At 63.0% G+C, this 21,018-nt stretch carries 19 protein-coding genes and 1 tRNA gene; 12 read left to right on the forward strand and 8 right to left on the reverse strand.

Going from position 1 to position 21,018, the window contains the following annotated elements:
• Window positions 1–9: 9 nt before the first annotated feature.
• The 3 genes from uvrC to OQE56_RS01990 all read left to right on the forward strand — a co-directional run bounded on the left by uvrC (window position 10) and on the right by OQE56_RS01990 (window position 2,644).
• The gene (uvrC, locus tag OQE56_RS01980; RefSeq protein WP_267221010.1) at window positions 10–1,836 is read left to right on the forward strand and encodes an excinuclease ABC subunit UvrC; all 1,827 of its coding nucleotides are present in this window, start codon (window positions 10–12) and stop codon (window positions 1,834–1,836) included.
• Between the two features lie 49 nt (window positions 1,837–1,885).
• Entirely contained in the window at window positions 1,886–2,494 is a 609-nt protein-coding gene (pgsA, locus tag OQE56_RS01985) for a CDP-diacylglycerol--glycerol-3-phosphate 3-phosphatidyltransferase (protein ID WP_267221013.1), read from the forward strand.
• A 74-nt stretch (window positions 2,495–2,568) separates the two neighbouring features.
• Window positions 2,569–2,644 (forward strand) — tRNA-Gly (locus tag OQE56_RS01990).
• Window positions 2,645–2,775: 131 nt separating this feature from the next.
• Here the strand turns inward: OQE56_RS01990 and cycA are convergent.
• The 5 genes from cycA to OQE56_RS02015 all read right to left on the reverse strand — a co-directional run bounded on the left by cycA (window position 2,776) and on the right by OQE56_RS02015 (window position 7,861).
• A complete protein-coding gene (cycA, locus tag OQE56_RS01995) occupies window positions 2,776–4,188 on the reverse strand; it encodes a D-serine/D-alanine/glycine transporter (protein WP_267221015.1) in 1,413 nt (470 codons plus the stop codon).
• A 71-nt stretch (window positions 4,189–4,259) separates the two neighbouring features.
• A complete protein-coding gene (locus OQE56_RS02000; protein WP_267221017.1) occupies window positions 4,260–4,988 on the reverse strand; it encodes a 2OG-Fe(II) oxygenase in 729 nt (242 codons plus the stop codon).
• A 127-nt stretch (window positions 4,989–5,115) separates the two neighbouring features.
• Entirely contained in the window at window positions 5,116–6,114 is a 999-nt protein-coding gene (locus OQE56_RS02005) for an AraC family transcriptional regulator (RefSeq protein WP_267221019.1), read from the reverse strand.
• A 22-nt stretch (window positions 6,115–6,136) separates the two neighbouring features.
• Window positions 6,137–7,021, reverse strand: a complete 885-nt coding sequence (locus OQE56_RS02010) for an oxidoreductase (protein ID WP_267221021.1) — start codon at window positions 7,019–7,021, stop codon at window positions 6,137–6,139.
• A gap of 300 nt (window positions 7,022–7,321) precedes the next feature.
• The gene (locus OQE56_RS02015) at window positions 7,322–7,861 is read right to left on the reverse strand and encodes a DUF2058 domain-containing protein (RefSeq protein ID WP_267221023.1); all 540 of its coding nucleotides are present in this window, start codon (window positions 7,859–7,861) and stop codon (window positions 7,322–7,324) included.
• Window positions 7,862–7,999: 138 nt separating this feature from the next.
• Between OQE56_RS02015 and OQE56_RS02020 the strand changes: the two genes are divergently transcribed.
• Both OQE56_RS02020 and OQE56_RS02025 read left to right on the forward strand, forming a co-directional pair.
• Window positions 8,000–8,383, forward strand: coding sequence for a YidH family protein (locus OQE56_RS02020; RefSeq protein WP_267221025.1), 384 nt, complete (start codon window positions 8,000–8,002; stop codon window positions 8,381–8,383).
• Window positions 8,384–8,460: 77 nt separating this feature from the next.
• Window positions 8,461–9,225 (forward strand): SDR family oxidoreductase, encoded by a 765-nt coding sequence (locus tag OQE56_RS02025; protein WP_267221026.1) that lies wholly within the window; start codon window positions 8,461–8,463, stop codon window positions 9,223–9,225.
• Window positions 9,226–9,298: 73 nt separating this feature from the next.
• Here OQE56_RS02025 and OQE56_RS02030 read toward each other — a convergent pair whose 3' ends face one another.
• From OQE56_RS02030 to OQE56_RS02040, 3 genes are all read right to left on the reverse strand, one after another.
• A complete protein-coding gene (locus OQE56_RS02030) occupies window positions 9,299–10,507 on the reverse strand; it encodes an acetyl-CoA C-acyltransferase (RefSeq protein WP_267221028.1) in 1,209 nt (402 codons plus the stop codon).
• A gap of 142 nt (window positions 10,508–10,649) precedes the next feature.
• The gene (locus OQE56_RS02035) at window positions 10,650–13,034 is read right to left on the reverse strand and encodes a 3-hydroxyacyl-CoA dehydrogenase/enoyl-CoA hydratase family protein (protein ID WP_267221029.1); all 2,385 of its coding nucleotides are present in this window, start codon (window positions 13,032–13,034) and stop codon (window positions 10,650–10,652) included.
• 80 nt (window positions 13,035–13,114) lie between these two features.
• The gene (locus tag OQE56_RS02040; RefSeq protein ID WP_267221030.1) at window positions 13,115–13,738 is read right to left on the reverse strand and encodes a TetR/AcrR family transcriptional regulator; all 624 of its coding nucleotides are present in this window, start codon (window positions 13,736–13,738) and stop codon (window positions 13,115–13,117) included.
• A gap of 232 nt (window positions 13,739–13,970) precedes the next feature.
• Here OQE56_RS02040 and ndk point away from each other — a divergent pair, with 232 nt between their 5' ends.
• From ndk to der, 7 genes are all read left to right on the forward strand, one after another.
• On the forward strand, window positions 13,971–14,396 hold the full coding sequence (gene ndk / locus OQE56_RS02045) for a nucleoside-diphosphate kinase (protein WP_267221032.1): 426 nt from the start codon (window positions 13,971–13,973) through the stop codon (window positions 14,394–14,396).
• A complete protein-coding gene (gene rlmN / locus OQE56_RS02050; protein WP_267221866.1) occupies window positions 14,396–15,535 on the forward strand; it encodes a dual-specificity RNA methyltransferase RlmN in 1,140 nt (379 codons plus the stop codon). The genes ndk and rlmN overlap by 1 nt, the downstream gene beginning before the upstream one ends.
• Complete coding sequence (gene pilW / locus OQE56_RS02055; RefSeq protein WP_267221033.1) at window positions 15,525–16,322, forward strand: type IV pilus biogenesis/stability protein PilW; 798 nt, start codon at window positions 15,525–15,527, stop codon at window positions 16,320–16,322. The genes rlmN and pilW overlap by 11 nt, the downstream gene beginning before the upstream one ends.
• A 71-nt stretch (window positions 16,323–16,393) precedes the next feature.
• A complete protein-coding gene (locus tag OQE56_RS02060; protein ID WP_267221034.1) occupies window positions 16,394–17,380 on the forward strand; it encodes a helix-turn-helix domain-containing protein in 987 nt (328 codons plus the stop codon).
• Between the two features lie 151 nt (window positions 17,381–17,531).
• On the forward strand, window positions 17,532–18,176 hold the full coding sequence (locus OQE56_RS02065; RefSeq protein ID WP_267221036.1) for a YfgM family protein: 645 nt from the start codon (window positions 17,532–17,534) through the stop codon (window positions 18,174–18,176).
• Window positions 18,173–19,399 carry an outer membrane protein assembly factor BamB gene (bamB, locus tag OQE56_RS02070; protein WP_267221039.1) on the forward strand — a complete coding sequence of 409 codons (1,227 nt, stop codon included), beginning with the start codon at window positions 18,173–18,175 and terminating at the stop codon, window positions 19,397–19,399. The genes OQE56_RS02065 and bamB overlap by 4 nt, the downstream gene beginning before the upstream one ends.
• Before the next feature lie 23 nt (window positions 19,400–19,422).
• The gene (gene der / locus OQE56_RS02075; RefSeq protein WP_267221041.1) at window positions 19,423–20,823 is read left to right on the forward strand and encodes a ribosome biogenesis GTPase Der; all 1,401 of its coding nucleotides are present in this window, start codon (window positions 19,423–19,425) and stop codon (window positions 20,821–20,823) included.
• Window positions 20,824–21,018 lie beyond the last annotated feature (195 nt).

Here is a 21,018-nt window from a genome sequence, read left to right on the forward strand (position 1 = left end):
AATCAAACGATGCTGCCCACTCCGCCGCAAGCCTTCGACGGCAAGGTTTTCGTCAAAACGCTCACCACGTCGCCCGGCGTCTATCGTTATTTCGACGAGGACGGCGATCTGCTGTACGTCGGCAAAGCCGGCAATCTGAAGAAGCGCGTCAGCAGCTACTTCCTCAAGCCCAAGATGGAGCCGCGCATCGCGGCCATGGTGTCGCAGATCGCCCGTGTCGATATCACGGTGACGCGTACCGAGGGCGAGGCGCTGCTGCTGGAATCGCAGCTGATCAAGTCGCTGAAGCCGCGCTACAACATTCTGCTGCGTGACGACAAAAGCTATCCCTACATTTTCCTGTCGGGTGGCGAGGATTACCCGCGGCTGGCGTTCCACCGCGGTGCGAAGAATATGCCGGGGCGCTATTTCGGGCCCTATCCAAGCGCGTTCGCGGTGCGCGAAAGCCTCAACCTGATGCAGAAGCTGTTCAAGGTGCGTCAGTGTGAGGACAGCTATTTCAAGAACCGCTCGCGCCCCTGCCTGCAACATCAGATCGGCCGATGCACGGCACCGTGCGTGAAGCTGATTACGGTGGACGATTACCGCAACGACGTGCGCCATGCGGAAATGTTTCTCGAGGGCCGCAGCAGCGCGGTGATCGACGAACTGGCGGGCGAGATGGAGAAGGCCAGCAAGGCGCTGGAGTTCGAGCGTGCCGCAGCCATGCGCGATCAGGTGGCCGCGTTGCGCAAGTTGCAGGCGGAACATCATGTGCAGGGTGCCAGCGCGGATATGGACGTGCTCGCCTGCCGCATTGAAGCCGGCATGGCGTGCGTCAGCGTGCTGTTCTTCCGCAACGGTATCAGTCTCGGTACGCGCGACTTCTTCCCGCGCTTGCCCCTGGATGCGGAGCCGTCGGACGTGCTGGAGCAGTTCATTGCGCAGTACTACCTGGATCGACCGGTGCCGCGCGAGCTGGTCCTCGGCGAAACGCTGCCCAATCAGCAGATTCTCGCCGAGATGCTGGCGCAGCAATCAGGTCACGCCGTCGAGCTGAAATCCAGCGTGCGCGGCGAGCGCGCGCGTTTTCTGCAGATGGCCGAGCGCAATGCACAAGCCTCGCTTACCGCGCGTCTGGCCAGCCGGCAGACGCTGGGTGCACGCTTCGACGACCTGCAGAAACTGCTTGAGCTGGACGAGCCGCCTCGCCGCATCGAGTGCTTCGACATCAGTCATACCCAAGGCGAACTTACGGTGGCCTCGTGCGTGGTGTTCGGTCCGGAAGGGCCGGAGAAGTCACACTATCGCCGCTTCAATATCAGTGGCATCACCCCGGGCGATGACTATGCCGCCATGCATCAGGCCCTGGTGCGCCGCTTTCGTAAGGTGGCCGAAGGCGAGGGCGCGCGTCCGGACCTGCTGCTGATCGACGGTGGCACCGGTCAGGTGGCGCAAGCCCTGGACGTGCTAAGAGAGCTGGGTGTCACCGGTATCAATGTGGTGGGTGTGGCCAAAGGGCCGGGACGCCGCGCCGGCGAGGAAACGCTGATTCTTGCGGATTCCGGTCGCGAATTGCATCCCGGCTCGGCATCACCGGCACTTCATCTGGTGGCGGCCGTGCGCGACGAGGCGCATCGTTTTGCCATCAGCGGCCATCGCAAGCGGCGCGAGAAAGCGCGCGAGCGCAGCGTGCTCGAGGATGTGCCGGGCGTGGGCGCGCGGCGCCGTTCCGCGCTGCTCAAGGCGTTCGGCGGACTCGCCGGCGTGGAGGCCGCGGGGGTGGAGGAGTTGATGCAAGTGAAAGGCATTGATCGCGGGCTGGCAGAACGCATTTATGCTGTGTTGCATGGCTAGGCGCCGACGCGTTCAAGCCCGTAGAAGAAACCACCCCGGATAAGGATCTATGCGCATCAACCTGCCCACCTGGCTGACCCTGTTCCGCGTGCTGTTGCTGCCGGTCATGGTGGTCGTTTTCTATTGGCAGTTTCCAGGGCACAACATCACGGCAGCCATCGTATTTCTGCTGGCAGCCATCACGGACTGGCTCGACGGATACCTGGCGCGACGCCTTAACCTCACCTCGGCCTTCGGCGCGTTCCTGGACCCGGTAGCCGACAAGCTCATGGTGGCGGTGACGCTGTTCCTGCTGGTGGAAACGCATCGCGGCGGCTGGCCCGGCATCCTGATGGCAGTGACGGCGGCCATCATCGTAGGGCGCGAGATCAGCGTATCGGCACTGCGCGAGTGGATGGCCGAGATCGGCATGCGGGCCACCGTGAAAGTGGCCTTCATCGGCAAGCTCAAGACGGTGATGCAGATGGTGGCGCTGGTGGTGCTGATCGTGCAGCACGAGAAAAGCGCCGAGGCGTTGCGCCTGTACCACATCGGCGAGGCGTTGCTGGTGATCGCCGGCATTCTCACCATCTGGTCGGGCCTGTATTACCTGCGCGCGGCATGGCCCAGCCTGAAGGGCGAGGCGGCCAAGAGCGTATTTCCGCGCGATGAGGGCTGATGGGGGCTCCCTGAATTGATTTATGACGGGTGCTTGACGGCTGGCGATTACCCATTACAATGCGCGACTCCGATGCGGGAATAGCTCAGTTGGTAGAGCACGACCTTGCCAAGGTCGGGGTCGCGAGTTCGAGTCTCGTTTCCCGCTCCAGATTCCGTTGATCGAAGCATCGCGATCAACAAAAAAAGCGACCGAAAGGTCGCTTTTTTATTGCGTCAAATCCGGCGATGCGCGAATCGGTGGTCTGACCGGCGACGCCGTCGCCGGTCAGACCGTCATCGTCAATGCGTTTCCTTCCGATGTTCAATGGCCTGCTTCCGATAGAACGGATAGCAGATCGCCAGTGCTACAAACCAGATGGGCGTATAGATCAGGCCCTGCAGCGTGTCCTGTTTCTGCGCGAACACCCACAGCACGAAAGCGTAAAAGGCCAGCACCAGCCAGCACATCGCCACGCCGCCGGGCATCTTGAAGATCGACTTGGCGTGCCGCTCCGGATGCAGCTTCCGATAGCGCATGTAGGCAATCATGATCAGCGACCACACGAAGATGAAGCAGATGCTCGAGATGGTGGTGACGATGGTGAAGACCTTCATGACGTCGCCTTCCTGATAGAGCAGGAACACGCCGATGAAGAGCAGTGCGCAGGAGTAGGCGAGGCCGTTGGCTGGCACATTGTTGTTGCTGAGCTTTGCAAACGGGCGCGGTCCCAACTTGCCAGCCGAGAGGCCGTAGAGCATGCGTCCCGTCGAATAGATGCCACTGTTCGCCGATGATGTGGCCGAGGTCAGCACCACGAAGTTGATCAGGCTGGCGGCGATGGGGACGCCAATCAGCATGAACAGATTCACGAACGGGCTGCGGTCTGGTGCCACTTGATTCCACGGTGTCACCGTCATGATCACCAGCAAGGCGAGCACGTAGAACACGATCACGCGGATGGGAATGGAGTTGATCGCCTTGGGCAGCGTCTTCTCCGGATCGCGCGCTTCCGCCGATGCCGTGCCGACCAGTTCGATGCCGACGAAGGCGAATACGGCAATCTGGAACGCTGCCAGGAAACCCGTTCCGCCATGCGGGAACCAGCCACCGTTGCTCCACAGGTTCGATACCGCCGCTTTGGCACCCGAGGGTGACGTGAATCCGATGCCGATAAGCACAATGCCAATGGCGATCAGCGACACGATGGCGATGATCTTCACCAGAGCAAACCAGAACTCCATTTCGCCGAACAGCTTCACCGTCAGCAGGTTGAGGCTGAGCAACAACAGGATGCATGCCGCGCCGGGCAGCCACAACGGTACGCCTGGCGCCCAGAACTGGATGTAGCCCGTGATGGCCGCCACATCCGCGATGCCGGTCACCACCCAGCAGAACCAGTAAGTCCAGCCGGTGAAGAAGCCGGCACAAGGGCCCAGCAGGTCGTAGTTGAAGTCGACGAAGGACTTGTAGTGCAGGTTGGAGAGCAACAGCTCGCCCATGGCACGCATCATGAAGAACAGCACACTGCCGATGATGGCGTACGCAAAGATGACCGACGGGCCAGCCAGGCTGATGGTCTTGCCCGAGCCCATGAACAAGCCGGTGCCGATGGCGCCGCCAATGGCGATCAACTGCAGATGACGGTTATGCAGGTTCCGCTGCAGGTGGTGGTCCGCGGCGCCGGGCGCTACGGTCGGTTCGTGGTTCTGCATGGGCGGCACGATCCTTTCGATGGCACGAAAGGGGCCATCCTAAAGGATTCCGGGGGCGCCCGTGCCGGGGCTCACCGGGCGTCGTGAAAGATGATCCCCAGTGTGTGGCGCTGGCCACTGCGAATACGGCTGACGCCATGGCGCATGGCGACTCGGTAAAAGCCGCGACTGCCCTCCACGGGGCGCTGGTTGACCGCGAAGATCACCGCATCGCCCTGGCGCAGCGGCACGACTTCCACGCGAGACTGCATGCGCGGTCGTTGCTCGGTGAGTACGAACTCGCCGCCGGTGAAGTCTCGCCCCGGCTCGGACAGCAGCACAGCGACCTGCAGTGGAAACACGTGCTCGCCATAGAGATCCTGATGCAAGCAGTTGTAGTCGCCGGGGCCGTAGCGCAATAGCAGTGGTGTGGGGCGTACCTGTCCGGCGGCGTGGCAGCGGTCGAGAAACGTCTCCAGCGCATCTGGGAAGGCGGTGTCGATACCGAGCTGAGCATTCCATGCATTCGCTACGGGAGCCAGCCACGGATAGATCTGCGTTCGAAGCGCTTGCAACGTCGCGGGCAAAGGGTACGAAAAGTACTTGTACTCGCCGCGCCCGAAGCCGTGACGAGTCATGACGACACGGCTGCGAAAACCGCTCTCCCGCTCGTACAGCGCAGAAAGCGTCGCGCACACTTCGGGGGGCAGCAGGGCCGGTAGCATCGAGCAGCCGGAGGTGTTCAGCTGTTCGCCGATCATCGCCCAGTTGTACGCGCGCAGGTGCGGCTCGAGCAAATAGTCGTCAGTCGCTTTAGTCATGAGGCCGGCTCAGGGGGGGGGGGGCAGCAAGCGATCATGTTCGAGGTCGGCGTGAAAGAAACTCCGTTTCTTGTGCTGCTCGGTTGATGTGTGGCTTTGAGCAGGGCATGCGATCAGGTGCCGACACTCAACCCGTTGCGACGGTACGCCAGCGCGCGGGCGAGGCACCTTCCCATTGACGGAACGCGCGATTGAACGAGTTGAGCTCCTCGAAGCCGAGCAGAAAAGCGATCTCGCCCGTGTCCAGGTCGGTGGCATCGAGCAGACGCCGGGCCAGGTGGTGGCGTACCTGGTCGAGCACTTGCTGATAACTCGTGCCAGCCTCGCCCAGTCGCCGCTGCAGTGTGCGGGTGCTCAGGTGCAAGGCGTCCGCCACCTGGGCCATGCGCAAATGTCCGCCACGCATGCCTCGCGCCAGCACATTCCATACTTTGTCGCGCAGCGGCGTGGCGGCGGTCTGCTCACGCAGGGAACCTTCCAGCACGGGCAGCAGCTGGGTCAGATAGCTGTCGTCGTGTGTAACAAAAGGAAGATCCAGGTCCGATCGCTGGTAAACGATGCGGTCTTGCGGCGCATTGAAGCGCAGCTCGCAAAGGAAATGCGCCGATAGCAGCGTGCCCTCGGCCGGGCGTCTCGTCAGTTCCAGTCGCCGCAGGTGCAGGCGGCGTTCCGTGCCACGCTCGGCCAGCGCGAAGTTGGAGGCGAACATGGCATCCACCAACAGACGCGGCGTGTGGCCTTCGGCGAGCATCCAGCGCATCGACACGGCGGCCTCGTCGGGGGCCAGCTCGACCACGACGTCCTCGGGGCAGGTGAGTCGCTTGTAGCGCGCCAGTTTGTCAAGGGCGTCGCCGAGGTTGCCGGAGTGCAGTGCCGCCGCCGTCACCATGTCGTAGACCTCGGTGCGGGTGCCGTCGCCCAGCCGCAGGCCGAGCGACGGATCCGGGCAGATGGCTTCGACGGCATGCCAGAACGCGAAGAACTGTGCCGTGGTCACCACCGGGCGTGCGGTCGACATCAGTTCCAGCGACAGGCCCGCGTGCGTGAGCACGGCGGGCACGTCGAGGCCGAGTGCGGTCATGCGCGCGAAGGCGCCACGGCTGAGCGGGATCTGGTCGGCTCTCATCGTCGTGTTGTGCCGGGCGTGTTCAGAGCACCGATTGCACCATCCGGTCGCGCTCCTCGGTAGCTTGCGGCGACAGGTCGAAGTCGGTCGAGAGGCTGAGCGTACGCCATTTGGCGTCTTCCTCCGCCATCTTTGCCGCCTGCTGTTCGGCCAGGTAGACCGCATCCGAGCCCAGCAGCAGGCGCAACGGGGGCTGAGGTTCGCGCGCGATGGCCAGGGTGGCCTTGGCGGCCTTGGCCGGGTCGCCGGTTTCCTGGCCCACATAGCTGCGGCGCGCATTGAGCATCGGGGCGAGCACGTCGGTGTATTCCGAATCGGCAGCCGGCTCGAACACGGTCATGGACGGGCCACCCCAATCGGTGCGGAAACCACCTGGTTCGACCAGTGTCACGTGGATACCGAAGCCGGCGACTTCCTTGGCCAGCACTTCGGAAAAGCCTTCCACCGCCCATTTGGCGGACTGGTAGGCGCCCAGTCCGGGCACGCCGATGCGGCCGCCAATCGAGGAGAACTGGATGATGTGGCCGGCTCGCTGCCGACGCAGCACTGGCAGCGCGGCGCGGGTGACGTTCACCGTGCCGAAGAGGTTGGTCTCGAGCTGGGCACGAAAATCGGCGTCGCTGCCTTCCTCGATGGTAGCCAGGTTGCCGTAGCCGGCGTTGTTGACCACCACATCCAGGCGCCCGAACGTGTCGACGGCGGCCTGCACGGCGGCGCGCGCCGCCTCGGGGTCGGTCACGTCGAGCGCGACGGTTTTTACCCGGTTGCCGTACGACTTCACCAGCGAAGCAAGTTGGGCTGGCTGGCGTGCGGTGGCGATCAGTTGGTGGCCTGCATCCAGTACGGCTTCGGCCAGGGCCTTGCCGAATCCGCGGGAGCTGCCGGTGATAAGCCAGACTTGGGACATGGGGAATCTCCTGCCAGGGTCATGAGGGTAGACAGACCTTAGAAGGCGGGCAGGGAAGTCCGGTAATCCGATTGCGCCAAAAGTGGCGGGACCAGTTTTGGAGCCTATTCGTCACATTCACTCTTGCCGCACGTCATTCCGGCGCAGGCCGGAATCCAGTGTCCGTGCGGCTTGGCTTTCGCGGAAGAGCCAAACGCTTTGACGTTGCACGAGAACCGATGGCTTCCGTCACTGGATTCCGGCCTGCGCCGGAATGACGGTGAGGGAAATGAGTGCTAACGCGAGATGTTGAACAGGTTCTCACCAGGTGAGGTCGTCGGGCACCTTGAACTGGCTGTAGAACTCGTCGTCCTCGCCGGCGGGTGCGCTTTCCGTTGGTTTGCCGTGATCCAGCACGATGAGCGAGGCATCACGCTCGCGAATCTTGTCGGCGGCGCTGCGCGGCACCAGCTCGTAACTGTCGCCGGCGCGCACGACTACCAGAACACCCCTGGCCAATTGGGCGCGCAGGGTTTCGTTCACCAGTACGCTGTGGATCTTGTCGCCATCCGTGAAGCGGTAGCTGATTTCGCCTTCGCGCTTGACCTTGTTGGCCTCGATGATCTGACGTACCTGCGCGGCGATTTCGCGTCCCTGCGCCTGGGCCTTGCGCTCGGCGGCAAGGGCGCGGTCACGCTGAGCCTTTTCGGCCTGCAGCTGTTGTGCGTCGATCTTCTCTTCCTGGGGCGAGGCCGTGCCTTTGCCCTGGCGCTGCTTGGCCTGCTCGCGTGCGATCTGGTCGACCTTGCCCTTCTTGGCCAGGCCTGCCTTCAGTAGTTGTTCCTGCAGAGGGTTGCGCATGGGACATTCCGGGAAGCTTGATCATCGATTGTAGCGCCGTTTCGCGACAGCCCAGACCGGCCCGCTCATCGGAGTCGAGACCGGGCGTGGCATCATGGTTTCGGCAGGGGCGCTGGCGCCCATGGGAGAGGACATGCCGTGATACCGCATTTTTCCGATCATTCGGCCAATGAGCGTACCTATCTCGCCTGGGTTCGTACGGCGATTTCCGTGATGGCCTTCGGCTTCTTGCTGGAGCGCTTCGACATCTTTCTTATCTACGCGTCGAAGACGGCCGACAAAGTTTCCGAGGGCTTGCATACGCGTGCTTCGCAGTGGCTCGGGCTGACGTTGTTGGTCGTTGGCGCCTTGATGATCGTCGGTGCGACGCTGCGCTTCTATCGCAACCGGCGTGCGATCGAGTCATCTAAGTCATCGATGTACGGTGATTCTTTGGTCGCCCGCGCTATGGCGGTGCTGCTGGTACTGATGGCGATCTTTCTCACGGTCTATGTGGCGAGACAGATTGCGGCGCTGAGCTGAGCGCAAGAATCGGATAGTGCGCAACGATCCCCGTCATTACCGTTCCTGCTCCGACGATAAGCAGAAAGGTAGTAGTGATGGAGCAACTCAAAGGCAAGGTCGCCATTGTCACCGGCGCCAGTTCCGGTATTGGCTATGAGGCGGCGAAGCTATTTGCCAGGGAAGGGGCGAAGGTCGTCGTCTGTGCGCGTCGGCAAGCCGAACTAAATGCATTGGTTACAGAAATTGCCGGTGCTGGCGGGCAGGCTGTTGCCGTTGCCGGCGATGTTCGCGACGAGACGTTGGCCGCTCGTGCGGTAGAGGTGGCGGTTGACTCGTTCGGCGGGCTGGATATCGCGTTCAATAATGCGGGCGCGACAGGCGATGCCGCTCCGGTGCATGAGCTGTCGGTTGAGGCATGGCGCGAAACACTGGAAACCAATCTTACGGCTGCGTTCTTGGGAGCCCGACATCAGATTCCGGCCATGATGGCCAGAGGCGGTGGCTCGTTGATCTTCACGTCCACGTTCGTGGGCTACACCGTCGGCTTTCCCGGCATGGGAGCGTACGGGGCGAGCAAGGCGGGGCTTATCGGCTTGTGCAAGGTGATTGCGGCCGAATACGGTGCGCAGGGCATTCGCGCAAATGCGCTCCTGCCCGGTGGCACGGACACCCCGATGGGACGCGCAGTGACTAACTCGCCAGAGGCACTTGCGTTCGTACAAAGCTTGCACGCCCTGAAGCGTCTGGCTGAACCGGCAGAGATCGCGCGGTCCGCGCTTTTCCTTGCATCGGATGCGTCCAGTTTTGTGACGGGGACAGCGATGCTTGTGGATGGTGGCGTTTCCATCACGCGCACCTGAGGATCAATGGCATCAAGAAAAACGGCGCCGTATCGCTACGGCGCCGTTTTCGTTTCCTGCAGGGAGCGGTGGATCAGAGCGCTTCGAACACGCCCGCCGCACCCATGCCGGTGCCGATGCACATGGTCACCATGCCGTACTTCTGCTTGCGGCGGCGCATGCCGTGGATCAGCGTGGCGGCGCGGATGGCACCGGTTGCACCCAGCGGATGGCCCAACGCGATGGCACCGCCCAGCGGGTTCACCTTGGCCGGGTCGAGGCCGAGATCGCCGATCACCGCCAGCGCCTGTGCGGCAAAGGCTTCGTTGAGCTCGATCCAGTCCAGCTGATCCTTGGTGAGGCCAGTCTGCTTGAGTGCCTTCGGAATCGCTTCCTTCGGGCCGATGCCCATGATCTCCGGCTTCACGCCAGCGACGGAGTAACCCACGAAACGCGCGATCGGGGTCAGGTTGAATTCCTTGATCGCCTTTTCGCTGGCCAGCAGCAGCGCGCCAGCGCCGTCGGACATCTGCGAGGAGTTGCCAGCCGTTACCGAGCCGCCGAACTTATCGTTGCGGAACACGGTGCGCAGTTTGGACAGCACTTCCAACGTGGTGCCAGCGCGCGGGCCTTCGTCGGTATCGATAAGGCGGCTGTCCGTCTTGATGCCGCGCGTGGCGAGATCGGGATAGTGGTCGTCGAGCTTGAACGGGGTGATTTCTTCCTTGAACTCACCGGCAGCGATGGCGGCCAGTGCGCGGCGATGACTCTCTACTGCGAAGGCGTCCTGCTGTTCGCGGGTGACCTTCCACTGCTCAGCCACCTTTTCGGCGGTGATGCCCATGCCGTAGGCGATGGCAACATCTTCCTTGTTGGCGAAGATGGCCGGATTCATCGCAATTTTGTGGCCCATCATCGGCACCATGCTCATGCTCTCGGTACCGGCCGCGATCATGAGATCGGCCACGCCGAGCTGGATGCGGTCAGCGGCCATGGCAATGGCCTGCACGCCCGACGAGCAGAAGCGGTTGATGGTGACGCCCGGCACCGTATACGGCAGGCCGGCGAGCAGCGCGCCGATACGCGCAACGTTCATGCCTTGCTCGGCTTCCGGCATGGCGCAGCCGACGATGACGTCTTCGATGCGATGCGGATCGATGCCCGGCGCCTGTGCCATCACGGCGCGGATCACGTGGGCGAGCATGTCGTCCGGACGGGTGTTGCGGAACACGCCGCGCGGCGCTTTGCCGACCGGCGTGCGGGTCGCGGCGACGATGTATGCGTCTTGCACTTGCTTGGTCATGGTTTTGCTCCGTTACATCGCGCTCATTAGCGGCGATGCACTTAGGTTTTTGATCGTCATCCCGGCGAAGGCCGGGATCCAGTGTCGTTGGCGCTAATGCGAAGTCGCTGGGTCCCTGCTTGCGCAGGGACGACGAGCCTCATCAGTTACGCAGTGGCTTACCCGTAGTCATGGTGTGCGCGATGCGGGCCTGTGTCTTCTCGGTCTTGGCCAGCTCCACGAAGTGCTTGCGCTCGAGCTGGAGCAACCATTCCTCGTCGACCAGCGAACCGCGCTCGATCTTGCCGCCGCACAGCGTGTCCGCGATGCGCGTGGCGATGGCCACGTCATGCGGCGAGGCAAAGTAGCCTTCCGCAAGATTGGCGAGCGAGGCCTGGAAGGTGGCGGTACCCACATCGCCAGCGACCGGGATGTTGCGGTTCATCATCGGCGGACGCCAGCCGCTTTCGGCCAGCGACAGCGCGACCTTCTTGGCGACGTACAGCAGCTCATAGGCGTTGAACACGACGATGTCGCTGTCGCGCAGCAGGCCCAGCTGCTTGGCTTCCATCGCGCTGCCGGAGACCTTGGCCATGGCGACCGTCTCGAACACCTTCTTCAGTGCTTCAAACGGATCTTCCGGATTGGCAGTGGCGGCGCGGATGGCCAGTTCATGCAGTCCGCCGCCGGCCGGCAGCAGACCCACGCCCGCTTCTACGAGGCCGATGTAGCTTTCCAGCGCGGCGACGGTGCGTGCCGAATGCATCTGGAACTCGCAGCCGCCGCCCAGCGCGAGACCGCGCACGGCAGAAACCACCGGCACCAGCGAGTGCTTGATGCGCATGCTGGTGGCCTGGAAGTTGGCGACCATCTTCTCGAAGTCGTCGAACTTGCCAGCCTGCAGCAGACCCAGCGCACCCTTCAGATCCGCGCCGGCCGAGAACGGCTCACCGGTCTGCCAGATCACCACGGCCTTGAGCTGCTGCTCGGCGACGTCGATCGCCTGCTGCACGCCGTCGAGCACATAGTCGTTGACCGTGTTCATCTTGGTCTTGAACGAGATGATGCCCACGCCGTCGTCGCCCAGCGTCCACAGGCGCACGCCGTCGTTCTCCCACACCGTGGTGCCCTGGTCGAACTTCTCGCCGAGGATCGGATCGGGGAACAGCTGGCGCTGGTAGACCGGGTGCTGCGAACGCGGCTTGTCGGTGTTGGCGCTGGCCGAGTAGGAGCCGCTCTTGCCGTGCACGCCGGTACGGCCGTCGGTGACCCATGCGGGCAGCGGGGCGTTGCTCATGGCCTTGCCGGCGGCGATGTCTTCAGCGATCCAGCCAGCCACCTGCTGCCAGCCGGCGGCCTGCCAGGTCTCGAACGGGCCGAGCTTCCAGCCGTAGCCCCAGCGGATGGCGAAGTCGACATCGCGCGCGGTGTCGGCGATGTCGGCCAGGTGATAAGCGGTGTAGTGGAACAGGTCGCGGAAGGTCGCCCACAGGAACTGCGCCTGCGGATCGCTGGACGCGCGCAGCTTGCCGAACTTCTCGGCCGGGTCCTTGATGGCGAGGATGGCGGACACCTCGTCCGAAGCCTTCTGCTCGGACGCACGATAGTCCTGCTTGGCCACGTCGATCACGACGATGTCCTTGCCGGCCTTGCGATAGAATCCGGCGCCGGTCTTCTGGCCCAGTGCGCCCTTCTCGATCAGGGCGGAGAGCCATACCGGCGCCTTGAAGTACTGGTGCCACGGATCGTCGGCCAGCGTGTCGGCCATGGTCTTGATCACGTGCGCCATGGTGTCCAGGCCGACCACGTCAGCGGTACGGTAGGTGGCGCTCTTCGGGCGGCCCACGGCCGGGCCGGTCAGCGCGTCGACTACGTCGAAGCCCAGACCGAACTGCTGCGTGTGATGCATGGTGGCCAGCATCGAAAACACGCCGATGCGGTTGCCGATGAAGTTTGGCGTGTCCTTGGCGATGACCACGCCCTTGCCCAGCGCGGTGGTGAGGAACGCCTCAAGGCCTTCCAGCACGTTCTTGTCGGTGAGCTTGGTCGGGATCAGCTCGACCAGGTGCATGTAGCGCGGCGGGTTGAAGAAGTGCACGCCGCTGAAACGGTGGCGCATCTCTTCCGGCAGTGCTTCGGCCAGGCCGTTGATCGACAGGCCCGAGGTGTTGGACGCGATCACGGCGGTCGGCGACAGGTGCGAAGCGATCTTCTTGTAGAGATCCAGCTTCCAGTCCATCCGTTCGGCGATCGCTTCGATCACCAGGTCGACGTCCTTCAGGTGTTGCAGATCTTCGTCGTAGTTGGCCGGGATGATCGTGGCGGCGACCGTCTTGTCGGCCAGCGGGGCAGGCGACAGCTTCTGCAGGTTGGCGATGGCCTTCAGCGCGATGCCGCTCTTGGGACCTTCCTTGGCGGCCAGGTCGAACAGCACGGTTTCGACGCCGGCATTGCTCAGGTGCGCAGCGATCTGCGCGCCCATGACGCCGGCGCCGAGTACCGCGGCCTTGCGGATACGTAGCGCTTTGGGGGTGGATGGAGCGGTCATTGGCTTCTCCGTAGTGCGAAACGCTTGTGTTAGTGAGACGGGCGGCCGTCGCCGGCCGAAGAAAAGTCGGTAAAGCGGAATCAGGGGGACTTGAGGCCTGCCGCGGCAAAGCGGATCAGGTGCTCGGCGGTCTGCTCGCGGTGGCGATGTTCAGGGACGTCGCTCTTGCGCTGGATCATGCCGAAGCCCGACATGGCGTGGGTCAGGGCGCCGGTCACAAGGTCGACGCGCCAGTACAGCTCCTCCTTGCTCAGGCGGGGCAGCAGGCGCCCGAATTCGGCGGTGAACTGGCGCATCACGTGGCCATAGTTTTCCGACAGGAACTTGCGAAGGGTGTCGTCGTGCTCGGCGAAGGCGCGGGCCAGCACACGCATGAACAGCGAACCGTTGCCATCGTGGGAAAGCTCCAGTGCAGGCACGATGAAGGCGCCCAGCACGTCCTCGATGGTGGTGTCCGGGTCGCCGGCAATCTTCTGCAGCGCGGCCAGTCGGCGGCCGTTCAACTGGTCCAGACGGCGGCGGAAAACCTCTTCGATCAGGCGATCCTTGGAGCCGAAGTGGTAGTTCACGGCGGCCAGATTGACCCCGGCGGCGGCGGTGAGCTGGCGCAGGGAGGCGCCTTCAAAGCCGTGGCGGGCGAACAGTTCCTCGGCGGCGCCGAGAATGCGTTCTTTGGTCGGCATGGTCGAACTGGTGACGGTCATGTTTCGCGGCCCCGGCGAAATCAAACGATCGTTTGAGGATACGCGGGTCGATTTACGCCCGTCAAACGGTCGTTTCAACCGGCGTCAAAACCCCAACGCCTGGCTTGCGTATCAGTTAGAATCTGTCAAACTTTCGTGAGCTAAATCCGCAAATAACGGCCGGATTTGGCGTAATTTGCCGGCAACGGCCGGACCGCCCATTCAGATACCCGTTTTCCCGGAGCAGACCCTCATGGCGCTGGAGCGCACCCTTTCCATCATCAAGCCCGACGCAGTTGCCAAGAACGTGATCGGTGAAATCTACGCACGCTTCGAAAAGGCTGGCCTCAAGGTTGTTGCCGCCAAGATGAAGCACCTGTCGCGCCAGGAAGCCGAAGGCTTCTACGCCGTGCACAAGGAGCGTCCGTTCTTCAAGGCGCTGGTCGAGTTCATGATCTCTGGCCCGGTGATGATCCAGGCGCTGGAAGGCGAGAACGCCATCCTCAAGCACCGCGACCTGATGGGCGCCACCAACCCGAAGGACGCAGCGCCGGGCACCATCCGCGCTGACTTCGCAGATTCCATCGACGCCAATGCGGTGCATGGTTCCGACGCTGCCGAAACGGCTGCCGTCGAGATCGCGTACTTCTTCGCGACGACCGAAACGTTTAGCAGGTAATCGTTGTGAACCAGGCAGTACCCACTTCAAACGACAAGGTCAATCTGCTCGATTTCGATCGTCAGGGCCTGCGTGATTTCTTTGCGCAAATCGGCGAGAAGCCATATCGCGCCGAGCAGGTCATGAAGTGGATCTACCATCGCCTGGAAGACAACTTTGAAAACATGACCGATGTTGGCAAGGCGCTTCGAGCCAAGCTCGAAGCGTCGTGCTATGTCGGTGCGCCGAAGACCCTGTTCGACAAGGGCGCTGCCGACGGCACGCACAAGTGGCTGCTCGGCATGGATGGCGGTAATGCCATCGAGGCGGTGTACATTCCAGAGCCGACCCGCGGCACGCTTTGCGTGTCCTCGCAGGTCGGCTGCGGGCTGAACTGCCAGTTCTGCTCCACCGCAACGCAGGGCTTCAACCGCAACCTCGCCACGTCCGAAATCATCGGGCAGATGTGGGTGGCGGCCAAATACCTCGGCAACATCACGCACCAGAATCGCCGCATCACCAATGTGGTGATGATGGGCATGGGCGAGCCGCTGCTGAATTTCGACAACGTCACCAAGGCCATGAGCCTGATGCGCGATGACCTGGGCTTTGGCCTGGCATCCAAGCGCGTCACGCTGTCCACCGCCGGCCTGGTGCCGATGATCGACAAGCTTTCGGAAACCATCGACGTATCGCTGGCGGTGTCGCTGCACGCGGCCAATGATGAGCTGCGCACCGAGCTGGTGCCGCTCAACAAGCGTTACCCGATTGCCGAACTGATGGCAGCGTGCCAGCGTTGGCTGGACCGCAAGCCGCGCACATCGATCACGTTCGAGTACACCCTGATGAAGGGTGTCAATGACCAGCCCGAGCACGCGCGCCAGCTGATCAAGCTGATGCGCCGCATGCCCAACTGCAAGGTCAATCTGATTCCGTTCAATCCATTTCCTGGCACGCGTTTTGAGCGCTCGGACGCAGAAACCATTCGCGCCTTCCAGACCCAGTTGCTTAACGCCAACGTGTTGACCATGCTTCGCCGCACCCGCGGCGATGACATCGATGCGGCATGTGGCCAGCTCAAGGGGCAGGTATTGGATCGCACCCGTCGCCAGGCCGAATTTCGCAAGCGTCTGGATGAAGGGGCGAGTCATGCGGCTTGATCGAATCTTGCTGGGCACCGGCGTAGCCATGCTCTTGGCAGGTTGCGTCACCACCACGACCACCGATGCCGGTGGCCTGTCCACCAAGATCCCGCAGGCCACCAAGGCCGAAAAGAAGCAAGAGGGCGCGCGCATCCACACCGAGCTGGCCCAGCAATACCTGGCCAACGGTGACCTGCAGGACGCGCTGGTCAAGATCAACAAGGCGCTGGAGTTCGATCCGAACTACGTGCCCGCGCACACCGTGGCTGCGGTGGTCTATGACCACATCAACGACATGCCGAATGCGGAGTTGCACTACCGCAAGGCGCAGTCGCTGGGTCCGGACAAGGGCGACACCAACAACAATCTCGGCTGGTTCCTGTGCGATCGCGAAGGCAAGACGGCCGAAGCCATGCCGTATTTCCAGAAGGCGGTGGCCGACCCGTTCTACCAGACCCCGGCGTTGGCCTGGACCAATGCCGGCACCTGCCTGGTCCGAGGGAAGGACCTGGCCGGGGCCGAAGTGGACTTCCGCAAGGCGATCGAAATCGATCCCCAGAACGGCGAGGCGTTGTATCAGCTAGCCAACGTGCTTTATCTTCAGAATGATGCGTTCCGTGCTCGTGCCTTCATTCAGCGTTATGACGCGCTGGGCAGGTCGAGTGCGTCGGCGCTCAAGCTTGGCCACGACATTGAGTCTCGGTTGGGCAACAGGGATGCTGCTCTCAATTACAGCAGGCGACTGCAAAGCCAGTTCCCGGACTCGGAACAGGCGCGCGCCCTCGACGCAACTGCACGCCAATGAACTCCCATCAGTCACATTCGGCCAACAGCGGCAAACGAGCCTTCCACTACACTGAAGCATCCGACGTCACCATGGATACGGAACACACCCTTTCGGAAGTGAGCATGGGCAGCCTGGGTGGGCGTCTGCGAGCCGCGCGCGAAGCGCGGGGCCTGGATATTGAGTCGTGCGGGCACGCTTTGCGCCTGCCGATCCGGGTGCTGCGCCAGCTCGAAAGCAATGAATACGGCGGGATTGACTACCAGGTGTACCTAGGTGGCTACCTGACCAAATATGCGCGTTACCTGGGCGTCGACGAAGCCGAGGTGAAGGCCGAGCTGGAGCGGATCAAGCCCGGCCAGCCGACCCTGGTAGCTACCGGCGGCATCTCCCATTCGCGTTACCTGCTAGAACACTACGCGCGCGCGGCGACCTACGTCGTGCTTACCGCAGCGATTGTCGTGCCGACCATTTGGTTGGGTGTGCGCGGCACGCTGGATCGCGACGTGAGCCATCTGGCCCCCCTTGATGCCGCCCCGGTGGCGCAGGTGGATGCGCCGGCGGTCCCGGCCAACGCAGCTTCCACTGGCGATGCGCCGGTCGATGCGCCCGCTACGACGGACGGCAGCGCGGTAGCTGCAGCCCCGGCCGCTAAGACGGAGCAGGCGCCGGCTCAGCCGCCCGCAGCGGCGCCGGCGCAGGATCAGCAGCCATTGATGGCCTCGATGACGCCGTTCCCCAATCTCGGCAGTGATGCGTCGCGCACGCAGTCGCAGCCGGTGGCGGCCTCCGACGCGGCTGGCAATGGCACGCACAGCCTGATGCTGAGCCTGCAAGCTGCCAGCTGGGTCGAAGTAACCACGAAGGACGGTTCGCGCCTTGAGTACGGTCTGCTGCCGGCAGGCAGTTCCAAGACCTACCATAGCGACCAGCCGATGGAAGTTCGCATCGGCAATGCGACCGGTGCCCAGGTCACGCTGGACGGTCAGCCCATGGCCCTGGACAACTATCGCCGCTCCAACGTCGCCCACTTCCGTATCGAAGTGCGTGACGGCAAGGCTGAGCCTACTGGCGCGTGATCCGCATGCCGGGCCTGTGCGGTCCGGCGCAATCGGTTATGCTTGCCCATTGTCCGTTCAATGCTGAACGGGCCATGGGCTGATTTCATTTTCCGCATGACAGGCATGGACTTCAGATGCCTGTGATGTGCGGTTCCCCGAGGGTGATTGCATGGCATTTGAAGAGTACGACGAGTACGAACAGGGCGAACGCGTACAGCAGTGGCTGCGCCAGAACGGTCTGTCCATCGTCGTCGGCATTGCGATTGGTTTGGTCGGCATCTTCGGCTGGGGCAAGTGGAACGAGCACAAGACGGCTCACCAGACCGACGCCTCCAACCTCTATCAGCAGGTCCAGGTCGCTGTCGCTGCGGGCAAATCCGATAGCGCCGAAGCGCTCACTGAGCAGCTGACCAAGGATTACACCGACACCCCGTACGCCATGTTCGCCATGAGCGACCGTGCTGAGCGCCAGGTGAAGGCCAAGCAGCTGGACAAGGCCCTCGAGACGCTTGGCTGGGCCGAGAGCCACGCCAGCGACGACAACCTGAAGGCGCTGGTGCAGATGCGTATCGCACGCGTGCTGCTGGGGCAGGGCAAGGGCGCCGATGCGCTGGCCGCGCTCGACCGCATGCCGGCCAAGAGCTATGACGGCGTGGCGCAGGAACTACGCGGCGATGTGCTGGTCAAGCTTGGGCGTCCTGACGATGCCCGCAAGGCATACGAAGCTGCCAAGGCGGCAATGGGCGAGAGTGCGCCTCAGAGCGTGCAGATGAAAATCGATGATCTGGCCGTGGCCGGGAAGCAGGGTGCATGAAACCTGAAGTGAAGAAGCGCGGTGCGATGAAGCGCGTGTGGCTGGTGGCGCTGATCTCCCTGGTAGCCCTTGCCGGCTGCCATTCGTTCAAGAAGGAAAACGTCCAGCCACCGACGCCGCTGGCGAAGGACTTCAAGCCCACCGTTCAGGTCACCAAGGTGTGGACCAATAGTGTAGGCAGCGGCGCTGGCGACAGCGGCGTGCGTCTGCGCCCGGCTTTTGCTGACGGCGTGCTCTACGCGGCCAGCACCGACGGCAAGCTGGCGGCTATCGATGCCACCAGCGGCAAGACCTTGTGGTCCAAGAGCTCCCGCACCCAGGGTTGGTTCGGCTGGGGCGACAAGAAGCGCGCCGATGTCCTCTATGCAGGCGGCCCGATGGTCTCCGGCGACCTGCTGGTGGTGGGTACGCTCGACGGCCACATTTACGGCATCAATGCGAAGGACGGTAGTCCGCGTTGGGAGTCGGTGGTCAATTCCGAAGTGATTTCTTCGCCGGCCATCTCCGGCAACCTGGTGATCGCCCGCACGCAGGACGGCCGCCTGTATGGCTTTGACAGCGCCACCGGTGAGCGCCGCTGGGTGTATGACCAGGACATCGTGCCGCTGCTCAGCCTGCGCGGTAACGGCCCCCTGATGGTGGCCAACGGCGTCGTGTTCTATGGCAGCGACGGCGGCAAGCTGGTTGCGTTGCGTCTGGATAACGGCGAAAAGCTGTGGGAGCAGACGCTCGCCAGCGGCGAAGGCCGCACCGAGATCGACCGCCTGAGCGATGTCGATGGCGGCATCTTGCTCCAGGGCACCACCCTCTACGGTGCTGCTTACCACGGCAATCTGGTCGCGGTGGATGGTCCCAGCGGCCGCCCGCTGTGGGGTCGTCCGTTCTCCACGTTTACCTCGATCGACGTCAGCAACAACGCCATCTATGGCGTGAATGACGACTCGCAGGTGTGGGCGTTCGACAAGAACGGCGGCGCCGACATGTGGAAGAACGATGCGCTGAAGTACCGCTGGCTTACTGGCCCGGCCGTGCTGGGCGATTACGTTGTCGTGGGCGATCTGGAAGGCTACGTGCATTGGCTGCAGACCGGCGACGGCGCGCTGGCCGCACGCGAGCGCCTGTCCAAGAAACCCATCCGTGCCCAGCCATTGGTGGTGGGCGACATGGTGTACGTCGAAGACGTGAAGGGCCGCATCGGCGCTTACCGTCTCGGCGCGCGCTGATCGTCTTCAAGGTTGTCTGAATCATGCTGCCCGTCGTTGCCCTGGTCGGTCGTCCCAATGTCGGTAAATCGACCCTATTCAATGCAATGACGCGCAGCCGTGACGCCCTGGTGGCTGATATGCCGGGCGTCACGCGAGATCGTCATTACGGCGTGTGCCGTACGGGTACACGCCCCTTCGTGGTGGTGGATACCGGCGGCCTGTCCGGCGAAGAGGAGGGCATTGAAGGCCTGACTGCGCAACAGGTGCGTCTGGCCATCGAAGAAGCCAGCGTGCTGGTCTTCGTGGTCGACGCCCGCGACGGCCTGCTGCCGCAGGACCGAACCATCCTCGATGAGCTTCGTCGTAGCGGCAAGCCGATCATCGCCGGCGTCAACAAGACCGATGGCCTTGATCTGCAGAACGCCATGGCGGAGTTTGCCGTGTTTGGCATCGCCAACACGTTGCCGCTCGCCGCGTCTCACAACCGCGGCACGGAAGATCTCGTCGCCTCGGCGCTTGCGCTGTTGCCTGAGGATGAGCACGAGGAAATCGAGCCTGGCGAAGCAGACAGTATTCGAGTCGCCATCGTTGGCCGTCCGAATGCAGGCAAGTCGACGCTGATCAATCGCTTGCTGGGCGAAGATCGCCTGATCGTTTCCAATGTCGCCGGCACAACACGTGATCCCATTCGCGTTTCGCTTGAGCGTGACGGCCGCAAGTACACCCTGATCGATACCGCCGGCGTGCGCCGCAAGGCGCGTGTGGAAGAGGCGGTGGAGAAGTTCAGCGTCATCAAGACGCTGCAGTCGATGGCCGCCGCGCAGGTCGTGGTGGTGATGGTCGATGCACGCGAGAACCTGGCCGACCAGGACCTCACGCTGATCGGTCATGCCGTCGACGAGGGCAGGGCGCTGGTGATCGCCGTCAACAAGTGGGACGGCATGGACAGCTACCAGCGCGAACAGTGCCAGCGAGCACTGGAGCGTCGCCTGCAGTTCGTTGACTGGGCCAAGACGGTGTTCATCTCGGCATTGCATGGCTCGGGCCTGCGCGAGCTGATGAAGGCTGTCGTGCGCGCGCATCACGCCGCCACGAAAGAGCTGGGTTCGTCCGAGCTCACCAAGACGCTCGAGCGCGCCTACGAGAGCTACCAGCCACCGCTGGTGCGTGGTCATGCCCCCAAGTTGCGCTTTGCGCATCCGGGCGGCAGCAATCCGCCGACCATTGTCATCCACGGTAGCCGTACCAAGCACATCGCGCCGGCCTATCGCCGTTATCTGGAAAACTTCTTTCGCAAGCGATTCAAGCTCGAAGGAACGCCGGTGCGGATCGATTTCCGCGACGGCGAGAACCCCTTCGCCGGCAAGAAGAACGTGCTCACGGACAGCCAGAAGCGCAAGCGTCAGCGCATGATCCGCGAGATGAAAAAGCGCAGTCGCTAAGCGGTACGCACTTTTGTAGGAGCGCACTTGTGCGCGACCGCCGCGAACTGATTTCGCGCGGTTTTTCATCTCACTGGGCGAGGCACTTCCATCCTTGCACTCGCGGCGGCCTTCAGTCGTGTCGCCGTCTTGTGGTCGCGGACAAGTCCGCTGCTACAGGGGCAGCGGGCGTGGCTTGACGCCTGGAGTAAGCTA

This window comes from Dyella silvae (assembly GCF_026421305.1).
GTDB lineage: Bacteria > Pseudomonadota > Gammaproteobacteria > Xanthomonadales > Rhodanobacteraceae > Dyella > Dyella silvae.